The sequence below is a fragment of the Petroclostridium sp. X23 genome, assembly GCF_030013905.1.
GTDB lineage: Bacteria > Bacillota > Clostridia > SK-Y3 > SK-Y3 > X23.
Map to the genome: position 1 here is coordinate 2130601 of NZ_CP124862.1, position 21242 is coordinate 2151842.

General features: G+C 38.0%; 22 protein-coding genes. 2 read left to right on the forward strand and 20 right to left on the reverse strand.

Features of this window, described 5'->3' with window-relative positions:
* Positions 1–5: 5 nt before the first annotated feature.
* The 9 genes from QKW49_RS10160 to QKW49_RS10200 form a co-directional block, all read right to left on the reverse strand.
* The gene (locus tag QKW49_RS10160) at positions 6–1271 is read right to left on the reverse strand and encodes a putative glycoside hydrolase (protein WP_282867428.1); all 1266 of its coding nucleotides are present in this window, start codon (positions 1269–1271) and stop codon (positions 6–8) included.
* Positions 1272–1379: 108 nt separating this feature from the next.
* Positions 1380–3014, reverse strand: coding sequence for a putative manganese-dependent inorganic diphosphatase (locus QKW49_RS10165; RefSeq protein WP_282867429.1), 1635 nt, complete (start codon positions 3012–3014; stop codon positions 1380–1382).
* Between the two features lie 275 nt (positions 3015–3289).
* Positions 3290–4264 carry an RnfABCDGE type electron transport complex subunit B gene (gene rnfB / locus QKW49_RS10170; protein WP_282867430.1) on the reverse strand — a complete coding sequence of 325 codons (975 nt, stop codon included), beginning with the start codon at positions 4262–4264 and terminating at the stop codon, positions 3290–3292.
* 73 nt (positions 4265–4337) lie between these two features.
* Positions 4338–4919, reverse strand: coding sequence for an electron transport complex subunit RsxA (gene rsxA / locus QKW49_RS10175; protein WP_282867431.1), 582 nt, complete (start codon positions 4917–4919; stop codon positions 4338–4340).
* Positions 4919–5524, reverse strand: a complete 606-nt coding sequence (locus QKW49_RS10180) for an electron transport complex subunit E (protein WP_282867432.1) — start codon at positions 5522–5524, stop codon at positions 4919–4921. The genes rsxA and QKW49_RS10180 overlap by 1 nt, the downstream gene beginning before the upstream one ends.
* 15 nt (positions 5525–5539) lie before the next feature.
* Entirely contained in the window at positions 5540–6118 is a 579-nt protein-coding gene (locus tag QKW49_RS10185) for an RnfABCDGE type electron transport complex subunit G (protein ID WP_282867433.1), read from the reverse strand.
* Positions 6111–7094, reverse strand: a complete 984-nt coding sequence (locus tag QKW49_RS10190) for an RnfABCDGE type electron transport complex subunit D (protein WP_282867434.1) — start codon at positions 7092–7094, stop codon at positions 6111–6113. The genes QKW49_RS10185 and QKW49_RS10190 overlap by 8 nt, the downstream gene beginning before the upstream one ends.
* Positions 7095–7187: 93 nt before the next feature.
* The gene (rsxC, locus tag QKW49_RS10195; protein WP_282867435.1) at positions 7188–8519 is read right to left on the reverse strand and encodes an electron transport complex subunit RsxC; all 1332 of its coding nucleotides are present in this window, start codon (positions 8517–8519) and stop codon (positions 7188–7190) included.
* A gap of 235 nt (positions 8520–8754) precedes the next feature.
* Positions 8755–9663 (reverse strand): hypothetical protein, encoded by a 909-nt coding sequence (locus QKW49_RS10200; RefSeq protein WP_282867436.1) that lies wholly within the window; start codon positions 9661–9663, stop codon positions 8755–8757.
* A 382-nt stretch (positions 9664–10045) separates the two neighbouring features.
* Between QKW49_RS10200 and QKW49_RS10205 the strand changes: the two genes are divergently transcribed.
* Positions 10046–10678 carry an adaptor protein MecA gene (locus QKW49_RS10205; RefSeq protein ID WP_282867437.1) on the forward strand — a complete coding sequence of 211 codons (633 nt, stop codon included), beginning with the start codon at positions 10046–10048 and terminating at the stop codon, positions 10676–10678.
* Between the two features lie 551 nt (positions 10679–11229).
* Positions 11230–11490, forward strand: coding sequence for a YkuS family protein (locus QKW49_RS10210; protein ID WP_282867438.1), 261 nt, complete (start codon positions 11230–11232; stop codon positions 11488–11490).
* Positions 11491–11543: 53 nt separating this feature from the next.
* On the opposite strand, the gene mgsA is transcribed toward QKW49_RS10210, so the two are convergent.
* The 11 genes from mgsA to QKW49_RS10265 form a co-directional block, all read right to left on the reverse strand.
* A complete protein-coding gene (mgsA, locus tag QKW49_RS10215; RefSeq protein ID WP_282867439.1) occupies positions 11544–11954 on the reverse strand; it encodes a methylglyoxal synthase in 411 nt (136 codons plus the stop codon).
* Positions 11955–11965: 11 nt separating this feature from the next.
* A complete protein-coding gene (rodA, locus tag QKW49_RS10220) occupies positions 11966–13084 on the reverse strand; it encodes a rod shape-determining protein RodA (protein ID WP_282867440.1) in 1119 nt (372 codons plus the stop codon).
* Between the two features lie 18 nt (positions 13085–13102).
* Positions 13103–13372, reverse strand: a complete 270-nt coding sequence (gene minE / locus QKW49_RS10225; RefSeq protein WP_282868108.1) for a cell division topological specificity factor MinE — start codon at positions 13370–13372, stop codon at positions 13103–13105.
* A 28-nt stretch (positions 13373–13400) separates the two neighbouring features.
* Entirely contained in the window at positions 13401–14198 is a 798-nt protein-coding gene (minD, locus tag QKW49_RS10230) for a septum site-determining protein MinD (protein WP_282868109.1), read from the reverse strand.
* Between the two features lie 204 nt (positions 14199–14402).
* Positions 14403–15053, reverse strand: coding sequence for a septum site-determining protein MinC (gene minC / locus QKW49_RS10235; protein ID WP_282867441.1), 651 nt, complete (start codon positions 15051–15053; stop codon positions 14403–14405).
* Positions 15054–15071: 18 nt separating this feature from the next.
* On the reverse strand, positions 15072–17171 hold the full coding sequence (gene mrdA / locus QKW49_RS10240) for a penicillin-binding protein 2 (protein ID WP_282867442.1): 2100 nt from the start codon (positions 17169–17171) through the stop codon (positions 15072–15074).
* Positions 17172–17207: 36 nt separating this feature from the next.
* Positions 17208–17717, reverse strand: a complete 510-nt coding sequence (mreD, locus tag QKW49_RS10245) for a rod shape-determining protein MreD (RefSeq protein ID WP_282867443.1) — start codon at positions 17715–17717, stop codon at positions 17208–17210.
* An 83-nt stretch (positions 17718–17800) separates the two neighbouring features.
* A complete protein-coding gene (gene mreC, locus QKW49_RS10250) occupies positions 17801–18643 on the reverse strand; it encodes a rod shape-determining protein MreC (protein ID WP_282867444.1) in 843 nt (280 codons plus the stop codon).
* Between the two features lie 11 nt (positions 18644–18654).
* On the reverse strand, positions 18655–19677 hold the full coding sequence (locus QKW49_RS10255) for a rod shape-determining protein (protein WP_282867445.1): 1023 nt from the start codon (positions 19675–19677) through the stop codon (positions 18655–18657).
* 201 nt (positions 19678–19878) lie between these two features.
* The gene (gene radC, locus QKW49_RS10260) at positions 19879–20583 is read right to left on the reverse strand and encodes a DNA repair protein RadC (RefSeq protein WP_282867446.1); all 705 of its coding nucleotides are present in this window, start codon (positions 20581–20583) and stop codon (positions 19879–19881) included.
* A 41-nt stretch (positions 20584–20624) separates the two neighbouring features.
* Positions 20625–21206 (reverse strand): Maf family protein, encoded by a 582-nt coding sequence (locus QKW49_RS10265; protein WP_282867447.1) that lies wholly within the window; start codon positions 21204–21206, stop codon positions 20625–20627.
* Positions 21207–21242 lie beyond the last annotated feature (36 nt).

Consider the following 21242-nt stretch of genomic DNA (forward strand, 5'->3'; position numbering starts at 1 on the left):
TGATATCAATCTTTTATCAATCCGTCTTCCGCATATTTCATATCCGGATCCCATAATATCCATTCTTCCAATCCTGCGTCATAAGTTCCCTTGATTTGCTGCCTTACTTGTTCACCGCCATAAACCTGGTAATTTCCTCTTCCAAGATACGAGGCCGTAAAATCTTGCAGCCAAGGTCTTATTTTAGCCTTTGCTCCGCTTTCATCCAATCGTTCCTTTGCCAAAACCAGTGTGTTATATACTACTCCATAAGGGTCGAGATCGGGATATTTGAACAATACACCATTTACCTTTTGCCCTACACCATTTTGAGCTACATTCGCATAATGAGATGGATATACCATGGGACAAATATAATCAATATCTTTTGAAATCATCTCTAAATCCTGTCCAATTTTTTCATAATCACCTTTTACAACAGGAACAATACCAAAAATATCTGCAGATACATCCACACCCAATGGGTTTAACTCCTTTTCTGCATAAGCTAAAAATTCCGAAATTGCCTCAGCTTTTGTCTTAGTGTTGCCAATTTCACCATAGTCGATGATCTTTACATTTCCATCGGTAGGAAAACGCACATAATCAAATTGAATCTCTTTAAAACCCAGTTGAGCTGCTTCCTTAGAGATATCAATCAGATACTGCCAGGATGCCTCGTTGTAGGGATTCATCCAAGCATTTCCTTTTGCATCTCTCCATATAGAACCATCTTTTGTTTTTATTGCCAGTTCAGGTCGTTTTTCACTTACAATAGGGTCTTTAAAGCTTACGATTCGTGCAATAGGAAATATGTTATTCTGTTTTAATATCATCATCATCTCATTGATATCTGCAATCATATTCACAGGGGCGCCTACTTCTTTCGCTAAGGCCACATTGGTAGATGTATAAGTAAGTTTTCCCCTATCTTCCTTTACATCAATGACCATCGCATTCAATTCAGTGGTATTTGCCATATGCAACAGTTTATCAAATCGTGCTTTTGTACCTGCGATCCATCCTGAAACATAAATACCTTTTACTTTCACCGGCTGCTGGTATACTTTAACATTTGCCATTGGCTGTACCAGATATTGTTCAAAACCTAAAGGAATATTCTCAGTTTTTTGTCCAGCCTGGTCAATTATTGGTCCAGTCTTGGGAGATTCTTTTTTAGAAAAAAAACGATTACTGATATTTCCTATGCTTAGATAGGAAAAGAGTACAATCCCTATTACTAATCCAATACTAATAAAAATTACTTTGTATTTTTTAATAAAATCTACCATAACTCACCCTATATTCTTTCTATAATCATTCCTATCGATAAACACCTGCATATATTATTATTCGACATAAAACACTAAAATCCTGCAAATTTTTAATACCAGTTTTTCTCAGATAGTCATTGCCAATCGTGGTACAATTTGTTTCTTTCGGGAGACTACCCCTTCGAGAAATACTGGTTTTTCAAGATCTGTAATACCAAATGCCATCCTCACCTTTTCTGCTTCCGCCCCTTCTACTATTAATTCAGAACCCTGTTGCAATACATCGGTAATCACAAGCAGTACAGCATCATATTTTTCTCTTTCCGCTTTATCTTTCATTACTTCTCTAAGCTGCAGCTTCTTATCCTGCAGCTCTTTGAGATCCATAGTATTAATTTGAGAGATACTAAATCTATACTTCCCTAAATTATATTCTTTCATATCATTATTCAATATGTCATGAGGTGACTTTTTACTTACAGATGTACCGGCCTTTAACATGTCGTATCCAAAAGTATCTATATCAATCTCAGCAATTTCAGCTAATAATGATGCCGTATTTATATCCATAGCGGTACAGGTAGGAGACTTAAATAATAAGGTATCAGATATAATAGCCGCACATAAAATTCCTGCGATTTTCTTATCCGGTTTCAAGTTATTCTCAAAGTACATATTTCCAATAATCGTAGATGAACTACCCACCGGAACATTCCGGACAAATATAGGATTTCCTGTTTGAATATCTCCTACCCGGTGATGGTCAATGATTTCTAATATATCCGCTTGTTCTATCCCTTTAACAGTTTGGCTCATTTCATTATGATCTATAAGTACCACTTTTTTCTTCCTGTAGGTTAACAATTGCTTTCTTGATATGGACCCAACAATACGTCGATTATAGTCAACCACTGGGAAATATCGATGTTTCGCCTCAAGCATCGTATCCTTCACCCGGTCAATATACTCATTCTCATAAAAAAAGATAATATTTTTAGTTTTCATTATCTCTTTTACAGCAATACATTGACTCATTAATCTTATTACAGATAGCAAATCATAATTTACCTTCACCAATACTTTATTTTTTATGCTGGCATACTGGGCCAGTACTTCTTCGTCCTTGTCCTTAAAGTCTCCTACCACAAATATGTAATTCGAGTCATATTCCATACTCTCAATCACATTGCTAAGATTTCCGGAAACAAGAATAATATCATTTTCTTTGATAGAAGTTGCATCATTCCAAGCGATATTATGGTATATAAAAAGTCTGCCGGCAATTTTATCCGTCAAATCCCCCCCCCATAAAACCTGTGAATCCAATATTTCTATTAGCGATCTGATATTTACATGATATTTCTCAAGAAAGTCATTGTCCATCAAAGAAATATAGGTCTGCGTAATATCACTTACCGATACTATTCCGCTGAATACTCCGCTTTCATCTTCGATAGGCAGTAAAGTCTGGCCTTTTTCACTGATGATCTTCCATGCATTCTTGATAGGCATGTCATATGGAATAACATCTACATTATAGTAATCCATGTCCGACACTTGAGGTTGTACGTTTTCAATATAAATCGGAGCATCAACATTAAAATAATCAAGAATATATTTTGTCTCTTCGTTTATTTCTCCTATTCTACATGGTATATATTGCTGCGCCCCCAGCTTTTTTTTGAAATCAGTATAGCCTATGCAGGCGCAGATGGAATCACTATCCGGATTCTTATGACCTGTCACATATACTTTATCCATTTCCCTCACCTACTTAAAAAATAATAGTAAAAACACTTTTTAGTATTCCCTAAAACTATAGGAATGATAAAATAATAATTTCCCACTTTTCAAGCGGCTATTTTTCGATATTGCTTCGTTGTCGTCGGCTTAAATATCTATATATTCGCACCTCCTCCGCCTTGCACTATCAAAAAATCCCTCGCTTGAAAATCGCGATTATTATTCCATCATTCCTTAAAATAAAAAGAGCCAAAGAATGGTACTTCGACTCTAAATACTATCTATCTATGATATTATTTCATCTCTATACACTTTTTAGGACACTTTACTACGCACTGTCCGCAACCTACGCATTTGTCTTCGATGATCTTATGCTTATTCTTAAGTTCACCCTCTATAGCGTCAAACTTACACTGTTTCGTACATATCGTACAACCTATGCAAGCTTCTTCATTGATATATGCCTTCTTCATATCCCTATTCCCGTGTATGATCTTCTTAGGACATTTCACCACACACTGTGAACAATTCACGCACTTGCTGTAATCAATCACAGCAATATTATTTTCAACTTTTATCGCATCAAACCTACATGCCTTTTCACAGATCTTACATGCAATACAACCCACATCACAATGAGTTTTCACTTCCGGTCCTCTATCTCTTGATTTGCACACTACCCAGGTTGCAGCACTTTCAGGGACCAATTCAATAATATTTTTAGGACATGCACTTACACACTTCCCGCAGGCAGTACATTTTTTCTCATCGATTACAGCAATTCCGTTTTGGATTTTGATCGCATCAAAAGGACATACCTTTACGCATGTACCAAGTCCGGTACAGCCGTACGCACAACCTTTTGAACCTCCACCCAGTTTAGAAGCAGCAACACAGTCATCCACACCATAGTATTCATATTTTTCTCTTGCATTATCCTTCGTACCCTGACAAAGTACTCTGGCAATTTTTCTTTCTTCTTCTCCTGCTGTCACACCCATAATTTCAGCCACATTTGCAGCACAAGATGCACCACCGACAGGGCAACCATTTACAGGTGCTTTACCTTCTACAACTGCTGCCGCAAAAGCACCGCATCCTGCATATCCGCATCCACCACAGTTTGCACCCGGCAGCGCTTCAATCACCAAAGGTACTCTTTCGTCCACTTCTACAGCAAACTTTTGAGATGCATAAGCAAGCAGTGATCCAAAAGCTAACCCCATTCCGCCCAGGCTTAGTACCGGAGCAAGTATTTTATCTATCATACATCAATTCACCCCATTCTAAAATAATTGACAATTAATTATTAACTATTCACTATTAATTATTAATTGTTAATTAAAACTTCAGTCCCTGGAATCCGAGGAATGCGATTGACAGCAAAGCTGCTGTAATTAACGCAATCGGAAATCCTTGCAGCGGCTTCGGAATATCGGAAAGTTCCAGTCTTTCTCTAACACCGGCAAACAACACGATGGCCAGCGTAAATCCTATCGCAGCAGCTGTTCCGTATACTAAAGACCTTATGAAATCAAATTCCTTCTGTATATTCAATATTGCTACCCCAAGTACCGCACAGTTGGTGGTAATAAGCGGCAAATAAACCCCCAAAGCTTGATAAAGTGTCGGACTCATTTTTTGGATAACCATTTCAACAAACTGAACTAATGCAGCTATTACCAAAATAAATGCTATGGTCTGCAAATACTGTATATTAAATCGTTCTAAAATAAGTGTCTGAATCAGCCATGTAATGAGTGAAGCCAGTGCCATAACAAAGGTAACCGCCATACCCATCCCCAACGCAGTCTCTACTTTCTTTGATACTCCTAAGAAAGGACAGATCCCTAAGAACTTTACCAATACAAAGTTTTCAATGAGTATTGCTCCTAACGCTATTACGATCAATTCCTTTAACATTATGCTTCACCCCCCTTTGTTCTTTGAGACCACCAGTTCATGATCCCCAAGATGATCCCAAGCCCTAAAAACGCACCCGGTGGAAGAATCATAATTAACGCCGGTTCAAATGCATCTCCAAATAATTTCATTCCTAAGAATGAACCATTCCCTAATATCTCTCTTACACTTGCCAAAATCACCAAAGCCAGTGTAAAACCTAAGCCCATACCGAGACCATCCATCGCTGATTTCCCTGCACTATTCTTAGAAGCATACGCTTCTGCCCTGGCAAGTATAATACAGTTAACAACGATTAATGGAATAAATAATCCCAACTGCTTTGCGATATCGGGAAAATATGCTTTCAATGCCATTTCGATGAGTGTTACGAAACCGGCTATTATGACGATAAATGCCGGTATTCTTACTTTTGATGGTATTAGTTTTCTTAATAGTGAAATCACCACATTGGATCCAACCAAAACAGCCGTTGCTGAAAGTCCCATTCCGATCCCATTGACTACCGATGTAGTTACCGCAAGAGTAGGACACATTCCAAGCAGCTGCACCAATGTAGGGTTATCCTTTATAATACCTTTAGAAAGTTCTTTATACATGCTCATGCTTGCTCCCCCCTCTTACTTGTTCACTTTTTCTTTTATCGCTTTTATTGCGCTATTTACACCCTCGGTTACCGCATTAGATGTAATCGTCGCACCGCTGATTGCTACAACCTCATTATCCTTAGGCGTACCGTTTTTGATAACTGCCAAATAATCTTTTGTTGGCTTTCCGTTATATTGGTCTTTAAATTTCGGTTCTTTTGCTTTAGTACCAAGTCCAGGCGTTTCTGAGAAATTTACAATGGTAATACCGGTAATCTTTCCGGCATTGTCTATACCAACAATCATATCTATAGCACCACCGAAACCATTCGGTGCTACGCCTACGCTATAACCTACGATATTTCCGCCGCTCTTACCTGCAAAAACGCTTTTTACGGTTTTATAGTCTCCTTCTCCCAATCCTTCTACTTTCAGCTCTTCAAATTCCGAAGCCGCCGGAAGTACTTCTTTTCTTGCTTCAATCTGTGCTTGTAAGGTTAACGCCGCAATTTTATCTTCTGTTGCCAGATTTCCCAGCGCCAGTATCAATGCAACAACAAACGTAATGGCACATAGTATAGCACCTAATCTCATAATTTCATTATTACGCACGCGCCTTCACCTCCCCAAATTTCACAGGAGCTGTATATCTATCAATAAGTGGTGTCACGATATTCATTAGCAGTATGGAATAGGATACACCTTCAGGATATCCGCCATACAGTCTAATCACCGATGTAATTAACCCGCAGCCGATTCCCATGATGATTTGCCCTTTAGGAGTAACAGGAGATGATGCATAATCCGTAGCCATAAAGAACGCCCCCAGCATTAATCCCCCGGAGAGCACATGGTATATAGCATTACCGGTAAAAAACCCATCTTTACCTAAAACAAATGTCAATACCGCAACAGTTGCAATGAAAGAAACCGGTATTCTCCAGCTGATTACTTTTCTATAAATCAGATACACTCCACCCAATAACAGCATAAGGACGGAAGTCTCACCTATAGAACCCCCGATTCTTCCCATAAATAAATCCAAATAACTTGGCATCACCTGTCCTGCGGCTTCAGTTCCTTTTAAAATCGCAAGAGGCGTAGCTGAACTCACAACATCCACTGCACCAGCCAAAGATAACTGCTCAAAAGGACCAACCCATTTTGTCATGGCTACCGGCCATGATGCAAGCAAAAATGCTCTTGCCGCTAACGCAGGATTCATGAAGTTTTGTCCCAGTCCGCCAAATAACTGTTTAACAATAATGATTGCAAAAAAACCACCTATTACAGGCATCCATAAAGGTACCGTAACAGGGAGGTTAAAAGCAAGTAATATTCCTGTGACAACTGCACTCCAGTCATTGACGGTTACGGCTTTTTTGCTTAGCTTCTGCCATACATATTCAGCAGCTATACAACTCAGAACTGTCAGCGCAGTAACCAGCAGTGCCCTGAAACCAAAAAAGTAAGCCCCTGCGATTAATGCCGGACAGAGTGCCAGTACAACATCAAACATAACACTGCTTACCGTTTCCCCCGACCTCACATGTGGAGATGAGGAAACCACTAATCTATTATTTATCATTTATGCTAACCCCCATTTCTTACCTATTTTGTCTTATCTATTTTGTCTTATCTATTTTGTCTTATCTATTTTGTCTTATCTATTTTGTCTTATCTACTTTGCCGCTTGCGCACGTTTTTTCGCAATAATAGCTTGTTTTGCTCCTCTGATCGACTGCACAAGGTGTCTCTTGGAAGGACATACATAAGAGCAGCTTCCGCATTCTATACAATCGGCAGCATTATATTCTTCCGCTTTATCCAAATCATTCTTGCTTGAATACGCACTTAAATAAATAGGCAGCAGATTCATAGGACATGCACCTACACATTTACCGCAGCGGATGCATGGACTTTCCGGTTTGAGCTGTACATCTTCTTTTGTAAACGCCAAAAGCCCGGATGTACCCTTTACTACCGGTACATCTATCGAAAATTGGGCAATACCCATCATCGGACCACCCATTACAATCTTAGCCGGATCTTCTATAAAGCCACCGGATTGTTCAAAGAGATATTTAAACGGTGTTCCGATTTTAACTGCATAGTTTCTAGGCTCTTTCACCGCTGCACCGGACACGGTTACGATACGTCTTGTCAAAGGCATCCCTGTGGTGATGGCACGAGCAATCGCAGTGCAGGTATCTATATTATTTACAACTGCCCCAACATCTGCCGGAAGCGCACCGGAAGGAACTTCTCTGCCGGCTATCACTTTAATAAGTTGTTTTTCGGCACCTTGCGGGTATTTTGTTTTCAATACCACCACTTCAATCCCTGCTTCCTTGGAAGCGTGTTCTTTCATGGTCTTAATCGCGTCCATCTTGTTTTCTTCAATGCCGATGTAACCTTTATTCAAGCCAAAAACCTTCATAATCGCTTTCAACCCAAGGATTACTTCCCCCGGAGCTTCCAGCATTACTCTATGGTCAGACGTCAGATACGGCTCACATTCCGCACCATTGATAATTACATAGTCGATCTTTTTATCGGGTGGTGGTGATAACTTTACATGAGTAGGAAATCCTGCTCCTCCCATACCCACAATACCCGCCTCACGCACAATACTGATAATCTGCTTGGGTTCCAGCGCGTCAAGTTCTCCTTTTGGTACCACACTTTCATCAACTGTATCTTTGTCATCATTCTCTACAACAATAGCCATTACCTTTGAGCCGTTAGGATGTAAGATCGACTCAATCGCCACAACCTTGCCTGACACACTTGAATGAATAGGAGCACTGACAAACGCCTTTGAATCGGCAATTTTCTGACCTACTTTCACTTCATCCCCTACTGCAACCACTGGCTCACATGGCGCACCAATATGCTGCTGCATAGGAAAATAAAGCCTATCAGGTGCTTGCAGACTTATAATAGACATTTTCTCGGTATGATGCTTATTGTCATGAGGATGAATACCACCTTTAAATGTTAAAGCTTTCATCTAAACCTCACCTCTTTCATTATCTGTAACATTGATATTATACAATGAATGTATACAAAATACAAATTAATTAATTTATTAACAAAGTTCTGTTTAAAGTAGATAGCGCATGACGTGTAGTAAATAGAAATTGACAAATAAATAACAAACAAACAACAAATAAGCCACTAGTAAACTAGTGGCTTATATTATTATACAGTATATTTCCCATATTTGCAAAGGAATTTTTTAGATTTTATTGAATACTTTTCTGTACTCTTTCCTTTACTTTTGAAGTAACTTGATAGATGCTATCAATGGCTTTACTCATCTGTCCGATACTTAAATCTTCCATATTCATATCCTTATATCCCATTTCTTCCATAATGATACTGATCACTTCATCACTTTCCGCATCCAAACCCGCATTTTTAATTTTTGATTTAAAATAGTTTATCTGTTTATCCGACGCTTTTCTTACCGGCGCCGCATTTTCCTTCGACGGTCTTATTTCTCTGCTCTTTTTTATTCTATCTTGTACTTCTTCAAACTCCTCATCAAGTAAGGCAGCCTCACCCGGATAGAGCCAATCATTTTCACCCATTAGTTTCCTGATAACTCTATCACAGGCACCTGTAATCGTCTTTTCCAAACCAAATTCCTTATCTTCAACCAGTGCTTTTCCTATCTCAAATCTTTCCCACTCGGTTAGAAATAAATCGGGATTAAGCTTTACTTTGGGTCTTCCCTCTTCCCATATCATTCTGCCATTTTCATCATACATAATGTTTTTTTGCTCAATTTTTTTTGCCATATATTTTTGATAGCGATTATAATAATCTATTTGCTTACCATCAGTAATCGTTTGACCTGTCGCTAATAACTTCCCTTTCACTTTTGCTATAAAAGTTGAGAGTTCTACTAAGCCTATCCCTGGAAATTCCGCATTGTTTTCCTTTAATGTCATTACCTGAACATCATCAATGGATATTCCTTTTTCCCGCGCTTTTTTAAACAATCCTTCCGCTTTAAAACGCAGCTCTCCTTGTGCGCCTACATAAAAGTCTTTTTCTTTATCATAAGTGATGTCGTGATTGGCTCCCGGACTTGCATCAGGTAATTCTTCATAATCTTCTATTTTAATGATCTCTTCATTCTCACTCATAGTAATTCCTCCTTCTTGACTTACGTTACCGCAATAAAAACTATTCTAATTATTGATTAAATTTATAGGTTTATTTGCTCTATTAGGGTGGTATAAATAATTATTAAACGTATGAGTATTGCCGATTGCACAGCTTAATGAATATATAATTCTCTTAAATAACTAACATGCATGTTTAAACATTGAGTGTTTATACTACTATTTTTATCTTTAGCTAACATATTTACTATACCTTTTAGTGTTATGAATGCATAGCTTTTCCTATTGAAGTAAATTTTTTATGTATATATAGGTTTTACAAAATTTTATACTTCTCAAATATTGATTTGAACAGTATAATATATATTAAAGGTAATAAAATAATGAAGTGGTGGTGATCATTATGAAAATAGAGAGAATAAGCCACAACAAAATCAAAGTAACTCTTTCAATTGACGACCTTGAGGAATGGAATATTGATATTGAAAATCTATCCTACAATTCTCCTGAAACTCAAGAAATGTTTTGGAATATGATGAAAAAAGCTGAACTGGAAGCAGGCTTTTATGTTGATGACTCTCAGCTAATCATAGAAGCAATGCCTCTGCAATCGGAAGGCTTTGTAATCATAGTCACCAGAGTTGATGAAGATGATGATTTTGAATCTATTCATAAATATATAAAAAGCAAATTTAAGAAGTCTGAGCTAAGGGTAAAAAGAAAAAATAAGAAAATATGCTCTGGTTTGATGATCTATATGTTTTCAGACTTTGATGATATTTGCTCAGCAAGTACAAGACTTTTAAATATTTATGCCGGCGAAAGCACTCTTTACAGATATAAAGACTATTATTATCTTGCTTTAACCAGAAACTGTACATTAAACAGTCTTCCTGAAACCGTTGAAACCATTTTGACTGAATATGGCCATAAAATACCTCATGCTTCTATTCAAGAAGGCTTTTTAAATGAGCATGGCAGTAAGATCATTGAGAATAATGCGCTAGAAGTATTACAGCAGTATTTCTCCACTTAAGAAACTATCCTATGGATAGTTTCTTTTTTTTCAGGCGACCACAAGTCACCCCTACAAATGCTATATGTGATTACCATTATTATCCACACTTGTGGATAATAATGTTGATAATTTTGTGGACATGTTGTGGACACCTCTTATGTCATAGATATTGTGAAATATCTACATAAACACAGATATATTTATATAACTCTTTACAATACATAGAAAAGTATCATCTTTTCGCAAGCCTGCAGTTTCCGATAGTGTATTTGAAAAAAGTCTGAATACAAGTAATTGCTTCTCTCATAAGCCTTTTTTATTAATCTCTATGTCATTCTTCTTATTCATATCATTGATCTTGTTAGGCAATCCCAATAATTCCAATTGATATTATTAATGTATCCACACCTGTGGATAAGTTTGTTGATAACCATGTGGACATGCTGTGAATGGTCTATTGCTACAAATATCATCTTATTCACATCTACTATTAATCTGCCGGATTTAATGCATATTACGCTGCTATTTTAAAAATACTAATATGGAAAGTATCTGGAGGTGATTTATAATTGGGTAAAAAAATTGCAATTGAACCTGCATTAACTCCTGTTAAAGATTTTTTAAATGAAAAAGGCTATAATGTTGTCAGCCTTACTCATGGCATGAGAAAAGATTCTACTGATTACAAGCAATTCGACGCGATTGTCGTAACCGGTATGAGTGATGATTTCGCCGGTATGGAAGATACTAAAACCGATGCTGTTGTTATAGATGCTTCCGGACTTACACCGGCACAAGTTGAAAATGAAATCAGAACAAGAACAAAATAGTATAAAACAGTAAAACAGGGGATAGTCCCCTGTTTTACTGTTTTATACTATCATTACTTACTATTCTTAGGATTAACAATATCTCTCCAATCAAGATCTCCTCTTTCAAGCCCTCTTACTAAAACTTCAGCCGTAGCAACATTAGTGGCCAGCGGTATATTATGAACATCGCACAATCTCAGCAGCGCGCTTACATCGGGTTCATGCGGCTGAGCGGTAAGCGGGTCTCTAAAAAACAACACCAAGTCAATCTCATTGTACGCGATTCTTGCACCAATCTGCTGGTCTCCTCCTTGCGGACCGGAAAGAAATCGATGTACTTTCATCCCCGTAGCTTCTATTATCAAGCCACCGGTTGTCCCAGTTGCACAGAGGCTATGCTTATTTAGTATTCCCTTATACGCAATACAAAATTGTACCATCAATTCTTTTTTCTTATCATGAGCTATCAATGCAATATTCAATCTTATCCCTCCTAAAAGTTGATTTTTTGCCTTCTCATTCCCACATTTAATACTAATCCTATTGCTATCATATTTGTCAGTAATGAACTGCCCCCATAGCTTATAAATGGAAGCGGGATGCCGGTAACTGGCGCTAATCCGATAGTCATACCGATATTAATCAAAAGATGAAAGAATATCATAGAGGTAATACCTACAATAATATAAGAACCAAAACTTTCTTTAGCAACAGTAGCTAAGTATAAAAACCTTAATAAAAGTATGATAAATAATACGATTACAATACTGGACCAAATAAATCCTAATTCTTCACCAATCACAGAAAAGATAAAATCTGTCTGTTGTTCTGGAAGATATCCTAACTGTGTCTGCGTGCCGTTAAATAACCCTTTCCCATATAACTGCCCTGAGCCTATCGCAATTTTTGACTGTATGACATGGTATCCCTGTCCCAGAGGGTCACGGTTCGGGTCCCAGAAAACCAGTAATCTTCCTCTTTGATAATCTTTCATGCCAAAGAAAAACAACAGTGGTAAAGCTATTGCAGAAGCCCCGAATGCAGCCATAATATACTTATAGCTGATATCGGCAACAAAAAGCATCATCACCATAATACCGATAAAAACAGCAGCAGTTCCCCAGTCAGGTTGTTTCATAATAAGTAATATAGGCATAACCATATGAATAATCAATATGGCAAGATTCTTAATATGATTAATATCACTTTCATCTTCTTTTATCTTTTGAATATGCTTGGCAAAAGTAATAATCATAATAATTTTTACCAGCTCCGCCGGCTGAAACATCGAAACTTTTAGGTCGAACCAACTGCGTGCACCATTCCTTACAACCCCAACCCCGGGAATTAGTACACCAAGTAAAAGCAGGATACCGAAAGCATACATATAAGTAGCAAAACTCCCATATGTATTATAGTCAATACTAATCACGACACCCATAGCGATCAAACCGAATACAAACCACATTATTTGTTTTTTTACAGCGCTGAAATCTCCCGTTTCATGCACATGGGTAGCACTGCTTATCGCAATAATGCCTATGGTTACCAATATAACTATGATAATAATTGTAAATGTATCAAAGTTTTTTAACAGCTTTCTATCAAACATTTTCCCACCAAGAGCCTTCTATTTTCCTACATTCTTCATGTTTTTTATTGGAATATTGGCGATAAGTGCAGGCACCACGCCATCCCCTTCTTCGCTTTTCGCACGTGTCAATTGAATGTCCAATTCATCATCTTGTATTTCTATGTAGTTTGATATAACCTTCATAATCTCACTTTTAAGCATTTCCAGAAACTGAGGGGAAACGTTGGCTCTATCGTGTATAAGTACTAGTTTCAATCTGTCTCTGGCAATATCCTTTGAGCTGCCTCCACGACTGAACAACTTCATAATATCAAACACATCCTCTCCCCCTAATCTACGCTTTCATTCCAAAAAGCTTTCTTAATCTATCCATGAAACCTTTGTCAATCTCCAGATCCATAATAGGAACCTGTTCACCAGTCAATCTTTTGGTTATATTCCGATATGCCTGCCCTGCCCTTGATTTAATATCACTTACCACCGGCTCGCCCCTGTTTGTGGAGATGATAATATTTTCATCATCAGGAACTACACCAACCAAATCAATCGCAAGGATATCTATGATGTCATCAATGGTCATCATATCTCCTCGTTTTACCATATCAATCCTAATCCTGTTAATCAGCAGCAAAGGACTTCTAAGATCATGCGCCTCCAACAGTCCTATAATCCTATCTGCATCTCTAACAGCCGACACTTCCGGTGTGGTTACAACCACTGCTTTATCCGCTCCGGCAATGGCATTCTTAAACCCTTGCTCTATTCCGGCGGGACAATCTATTAAAATATAGTCAAACTCCTGCTTTAGCTCATTACATAGATTCAACATCTGCTCCGGACTCACCGCAGACTTGTCTTTGGTTTGTGCTGCCGGAAGAAGAAATAATCCATCGTACCTTTTATCTTTTATGAGTGCCTGCTTTAACCTGCAAACTCCTTCAACTACATCTACAAGGTCATAGACGATCCGATTTTCCAAACCCATCACAACATCAAGGTTTCTTAATCCAATATCAGTATCTACTAAAACGACTTTTTTTCCCAGCAGCGCTAAACCCGTACCAATATTGGCAGTACTGGTTGTTTTACCCACACCGCCTTTTCCTGATGTGATTACAATTACTTCACCCATCATTAGTTCCCCCAGTCCATTACAATAAAATTAACAACATACACTTCCGATATTAAACAGACTATCGTTCTATATTTATGATTGATTAACTAAGAAGCTATAGAAATTGCTGATCTTCCCCATTATCCACTCCTACTATTATTGTCAATTATACTATATCATAACAAATGTTGTACGTCTATAGAACTTTTGATCTGTTAAAAACTATTTATCCACATTTCTTCTAGGCAAGTATGCATCAATATATATTGTCTCATCTTTTACAAACGCAACTTCGGGAACAAGTTGACGCTTGTCAATGACGTCGTCGGGCGAGCGAGTGATTATATCGGCAATCCTTAGCTGGGTAGGATAAAGGTTTAATGCGGCTACAATTGCATATCTGTTCCCAAAACAACCTGCATGTACAATTCCCCTAAGCGAGCCCATCACCATAATGTTTCCGCCGGCAACAATCTCCGCTCCGGGATTTACATCTCCAAGTATAACAATACTTTCTTCAGCAGCGATTCGCTGTCCTGATCTTACAGTACCCTTATGAAATTTAGCTGTTCCTTCATTTATTTCATAAAAACCCTGGAAGCTTTGTTTATTATCCTGTTCGGTAATATTAAACCCAATGTTGATATCATCTCCCGCAACGTTTTTTACAATGTTGGTAAGCTCCTTCTTCTCAGCTTCATCTAACACTCTCCCGGCAAAAGATATACTGAGTTTTGCTCCTGAAAAGAAGGTTGAAGAATCAATGAATTTTTGTTTTATCCGACTTATTATTTCTTCAATAGAAGCTTGATGATCCAAAACTACAATAATACCATTCTTGCTGCCTTTAAAAACAACAGGCTGTTGACTCATAAAATACACTCCCTAAAATTATCTTACTAACTGATTTACCGGAAACTCGCTATCAGCTTTTTTATTATTCAAACCTAAATATTGCGCAAAGATCTCCCTTGCAACAGGAGCAGTATTACCCCCACTCTTACCATGCTCAATAACAACCACTACCGCAATTTGCGGATTATCGTATGGTGCAAATCCAACAAACACCCCATTATTCGAAACACCCTCAATACCAAGCTCTGCGGTCCCTGTTTTGCCGGCCACCGTGACAGGAAAATCCTTAAATATATGACTGGCCGTACCATCTTGTTGGGTTACATTCCTCATACCTTCAAGAATCGCTTTTAGATTATTTGGTTTAATATCCACTTTACTGAGAATTTCTGTTTCTGTCTCTTTAATACTTTTACCATCATCATATGTTTTTACTTTCTTAATCAGATGGGGCTTATACCTTGTACCGCCATTTGCCAGGGTGCTAATATAACTCACCATTTGGAGCGGCGTAAATATATGCATCTGCCCAATGGCAGCATATAAAGTTTCTCCCAGTTGATAAGGCTTTTTATATGCAAACTCTTTATATTCAGGACGATAGAATATCCCTCTGCTCTCTCCCGGGAGCTCAATACCGGTCAATTGACCCAAACCGAATTTCTTTCCGTATTCATATAGCTTATCTATTGTAAGCCTGCGTCCGACATCATAAAAGAAATAGTTACATGAATCACGAAGCGCGTCGGATACATTTTCAAAGCCATGAGTACGGTATCCGTATCTCGATTGATATATCCAACATATGGGACCATTTTTCTCATAATACGTATATTTCCCTTTGTCTTGAATCCGCGTTTCAGGCGTGATGATACCTTCTTCCAAGCCGGCGACAGCAGTCAGCATCTTAAATGTTGATCCGGGAGGATAAGCCCCGCTGATGGCTCTATTGAGCATCGGCTTCAGCGGGTCGTTTAACAACATATTGTAATCTTCATTAAATCGTGCAGGGTCATAGGTAGGGTATGTTGCCATCGCTAAAATGCCCCCGGTATTCACGTCCATTGCAACAACAGCTCCACTATTGGCATCTTCACCTATCAAGGCTTTGGAAGGATCTCTCTTTATCTCCTCCAATGCGTTTTCCCGAATAATGTTGATTGTATCTCTTAGTGCCTTTTCTGCCACTGTTTGAAGCTCTGTATCTATGGTTAAAAATGCGTTATTCCCAGGAATAGGTAACTTGCTTTCCAGTACGCTGGTGGTTTTCCCTTGAATATCTTGTTCAATACTGCTAACGCCATCTTTCCCTTTTAAATAAGACTCCAGTATCTTTTCCATACCTTCTTTTCCCAGAATATCATTCATGCCATAGCCTTCTTCTTTTAATTCTTTATACTCTTCCTCATAAATGATACCCACTCGACCAAGGATATGGGCTGCAAGACTTCCATTAGGATAGTATCTGATGGGTTCGGTTACAACACTTACACCCGGAAATTCCAAATGACGTTCTTCCAATTGCATAACCGTATTGGTACCGATATTGGTAGAAAGCGTATAAGGTGCATTGGCGCCGAATCCTCTGGTCTTCATTTCATAGCGGACACCTAGTATCTTCCGTAATTGTAAATCACTATACTGATCGGAAATTTTATATTTCTTCTTCAATTGATTAATAATATCCTCCGCACTGGCATCAATGTCAAACTCTTTTGCTTCTTTCCATGCATCTTCCTTTTGCTGTTTTGTACTGCTTTCCGAATCACTAAACGTAAATTCAAAAGGAGCATCTGAAATAGGCAAAGTATCGTTATATGTGTCTCCATTGAGTTCTAACATTTGTGTAAGATTCAAAAGAATATCATTAAGTTCATTATCAGAATTGTTAATTTTATGAATTTGAATAGAAAACCCCATGCGATTCGTAGCCAAAGGCCTTCCATAAGTATCATAGACCTCACCTCGAGGTGCTTTCACTACTTTTGACTTAAATAGCCTTCGCTCCGATTGTTCTCTATATTCTTGCCCATGTACAATCTGAATTTGTAAAAGCCTATAAATAAAAACAATACCCAATAATATGATAAGGATACTTAAAATAGAGTACCTGCTTTTAATTCTTTCCCATACCATGATTTATCTCACCTTTACTAAAGCCCACCTATTAGGTTAGTATTTTCTGGACACCTTTTCTTTTTTTTCCAGCCATCTATTAATCTTGATAACAAATATATAAACCGGAATTGCGATAACACAATTGTACAGTGCTTCCGGAATGATAATGTACTGAAGTGCGTATAATATTCTTGTTTCTCCCCAAATGAAGTAGTTTAATATGTAAAAAGCAAATTCATACAAAAAACTAAATAAAAAAGTAAATAACAGCGCAACCAAATAGTTTTCTTTAAAAAACCGTTTATTAAAGTTCCCGGCAAGAACCCCCGTATACATGCCTATTAATGCATATAGGCCAAATACCCTGCCCACCAGGATATCGGCCAATATTCCTCCGCTAAGTCCTACTATCCCACCTTCAACGGAGCCTCTTGTTAGTGCAAAATATACAGTAATCATCACTATCAAATTTGGTTTTATCATCCATACTTCAAAATATTGCAGTATTGTAGACTGTAATACGAATGCGACAATCAGTATTACAGCAATAATAAATACTCTCACCTTTATACCCCTTAATATTTGGTTCACAGTTCACGTTTCACAGATATAGAGACGATTGTGAATTGCTTCCGCTATTTGTGATATCATTCCAATAATGCTTTGGTATTTTTTATAACAAATACCTGCTCCAAGCGTTGAAAGTCAACTGCCGGTTCAATCACGGCATATTTGGATATTTCATAAGGTTCTTTACCCACTTCTTTGATCTTACCAACCAGCAGCCCTTTAGGAAAGATTCCTCCCAGTCCTGATGTTTCAATTAAATCGCCTTTGATAATATCAGCATCTTTATCAATATAGTTCATCTTGGCAAGCCCTTCTTTTTGAAGAGTCAAATCGCCTTTCACCACCGCTATATCTCTTGTTCTGACAATCAAACTGCTCACAGAACTGTTACTATCAATCACCGATATAACTTTTGCACGATTTAAGCCTATGTCAAATACATAGCCAACTAATCCTTTACTGGATATCACCGCGCAATTTTTCTCCAGTCCGTCTGCAGTTCCCTTATCGATAGTAAAAACATTGAACCAGTTCCCAGGTTCTTTCGCAATGATCTGAGCGCCAACAATTTCAAATTTATCAAATCTTTCTTTTAACCCCAGCATTTCCCGCAGTCTTTCATTTTCGGCCCTCAAATCCTGCAGCTTTCTATTTGTTTCTTTGAGCTCATCAACCTCACTAAGCAGCATCTCATTCTGCTGTTTTAATGTCTTGATTTCTGAAAGGAATTTGATAGAACTTTCAATATTTTTTCCAATACTGAAAAATACCTTTTGGATTGGTGATACCACCACCCCTACTATATCCTCAAGAAAAAAAGCTTTTTGCCGTTCAGCAGTAGACATTCCCATAAAAACAAAAATAGCTATGGTTGTCAATATCAATGCAATAATATACTTGTTTCTAATAAAATGGGACATTCTATCACCTGCTATTTTACTTTTTTAGGTGTTATCAAAACTTTTTTCAGCGTTTGGATTTCATCCAACACTTTTCCTGTGCCCAGTACAACGCAATCCAATGGATTTTCAGCGATTTTCACAGGCATCCCGGTTTGTTCCCTAATCAATTGATCCAGCCCGCTGAGCAATGCGCCTCCACCTGTCAACATAATTCCTCTATCCATAACATCTGCCGCTAGCTCCGGAGGCGTTTTTTCAAGAGTGAATTTAATTGCATCAACAATCGCATGCACCGGCTCTTTTAAAGCTTCTAAAATCTCGGTAGACGTTAATACCAGGTTTTTAGGCAGTCCTGTAATCAAGTCTCTACCTCTGATTTCCAAAGATTCTTCTTGTTCTTTAGGATAGGCACAACCGATTTTTAACTTTATTTCTTCTGCGGTTCTTTCCCCTATCATGAGGTTATATTCTTTCTTAACATGATAGATAATTGCCTCATCTAATTCATCTCCGGCAATTCGAAGAGATTTGCTGGTTACAATTCCACCTAGCGAGATTACAGCCACTTCACTCGTTCCCCCGCCAATATCCACAACCATGCTTCCTGTAGGCTCATCAACAGGCAAATTGGCACCTATAGAAGCAGCCATCGGCTCCTCAATCAAATAAACTTCACGAGCGCCCGCTTGTAAAGCAGCTTCCTCTACAGCACGTTTCTCTACTTCTGTAACACCGGAGGGAACACATATTACAACCCTGGGCTTAAACAGGCTGTGCGCTGAAAAAGCTTTCCGTATAAAATATTTAAGCATGCTTTGTGTAATATCAAAGTCAGCAATAACCCCATCTTTCATTGGGCGGATTGCCATAATATTCCCGGGTGTTCTACCAATCATGTTTTTTGCTTCATCACCGACAGCCAACACTTCACCCGTATTCTTATTCATAGCTACCACTGAAGGTTCTCTCACTAAAATCCCTTTATTCTTTACATGCACTAATGTATTCGCTGTACCTAAATCTATACCAATATCTCTTGCAAAAACTCCCATGTTTTTTCTCCCTTCGTAATTCCTGGTTCACAGTTTATCGGTTCACAGTTCACGGTTCACAGAATTGTCTGATCTGGCTGTAAACTATGAACATCTTCATTTGCTTCTATATAAATAACTACTAATAATTGCATTTTATCTATATTCGTTGTCCATTGTACATTAATAATTATTCACTATTCACTGTTAATTATTAGTTATCTACATGTATCCTTTCTCTTTAAAGCTAACATATTTCCCATCTCCTATGATAATATGATCAAGAACGTCTATTCCTAATATTTTTCCTGCTTCTATAATCCTAGTGGTTATTTCTATATCTTCTTTACTGGGTGATGGGTCACCACTGGGATGATTATGAACTAAAATAATTGATGCGCATTTATTTCGGATAGGCTCACTGAATACATCTCTTGGATGAACAAGAGATGCATTCAATGTACCTATAGTCACATTCATTTGCTTTAATATTCTGTTCTTTACATTTAGCATAATAACTCTAAAATGTTCCTGTTTTAAGTATCTCATTTCCTGCATTACAAATTTACTTACATCTTCCGGACTGCTGATACATATTCTGTTATGATTACTAAATGCCGACATCCGCTTTGCGATCTCAATGACTGCTTTCAATTGGATGGCTTTTACCCTTCCGATTCCTTTAACTTTTTTCAACTCTTCCAGCGATATATCATGTAAAAATCCAAGTCCTGTATCGTCACCGCATTGCTTTAGTATTCTTTGTGCTATTTCTACAGCAGTCTCTTGCTTTGTTCCTGTTTTAATGATTATTGCCATGAGTTCTGCATTTGATAACACTTGAGATCCATATTTTTCTAGTTTTTCGTATGGCCTTTCCTCGATAGGAAGGTCTTTCATTCTAAAACGGTATTCTTGTCGCTCCATGCTGTCACACCCCATGTTGAATTGAGAATAGAATCGCGTCATTATAAGATCTCTATATTAAACTCTCTACTAAGTATTGCTCCAAGTTTACCCAGTGGCAAACCGACTATATTGAAGTAGTCCCCTACAATTTTTTCTACCAGCAAGCAGCCCATACCTTGAATGCCATAGGCACCCGCTTTATCTCGAGGCTCTCCTGTAGCTACATAGCTTCTAATCTCATGATCTGCCAATCTCCCAAATTTTACCAGCGTCTTTTCAAAACCCGTAATCCTTTTGCCATCGCTGGTTCTGATGACCGTATAGCCGGTAATCACATCATGTTCATCACCTTCCAGAAGCTTTAACATTTTATAGGCTTCATCATCGTCTTTAGGCTTTCCTAAGATACGACCACGATGAACTACAATTGTATCTGCGCCAATAACAACACTTGATTCCGCTAATCTATCCGCTACATCGGCAGCCTTTGAATGCGCAAATTCCTGCACAACAGCTTCCGGTGAAAGATTCGGGTCAATATTTTCTTCAATTGCACTTGGAATAACTTCAAAAATAAGTCCGATTTGTTTTAATAGCTCCTGCCTCCTTGGCGAAGCAGACGCCAATATGATTCTATCCATGCTATTCTCACCTGTCATCAATAATTATGCTAATCT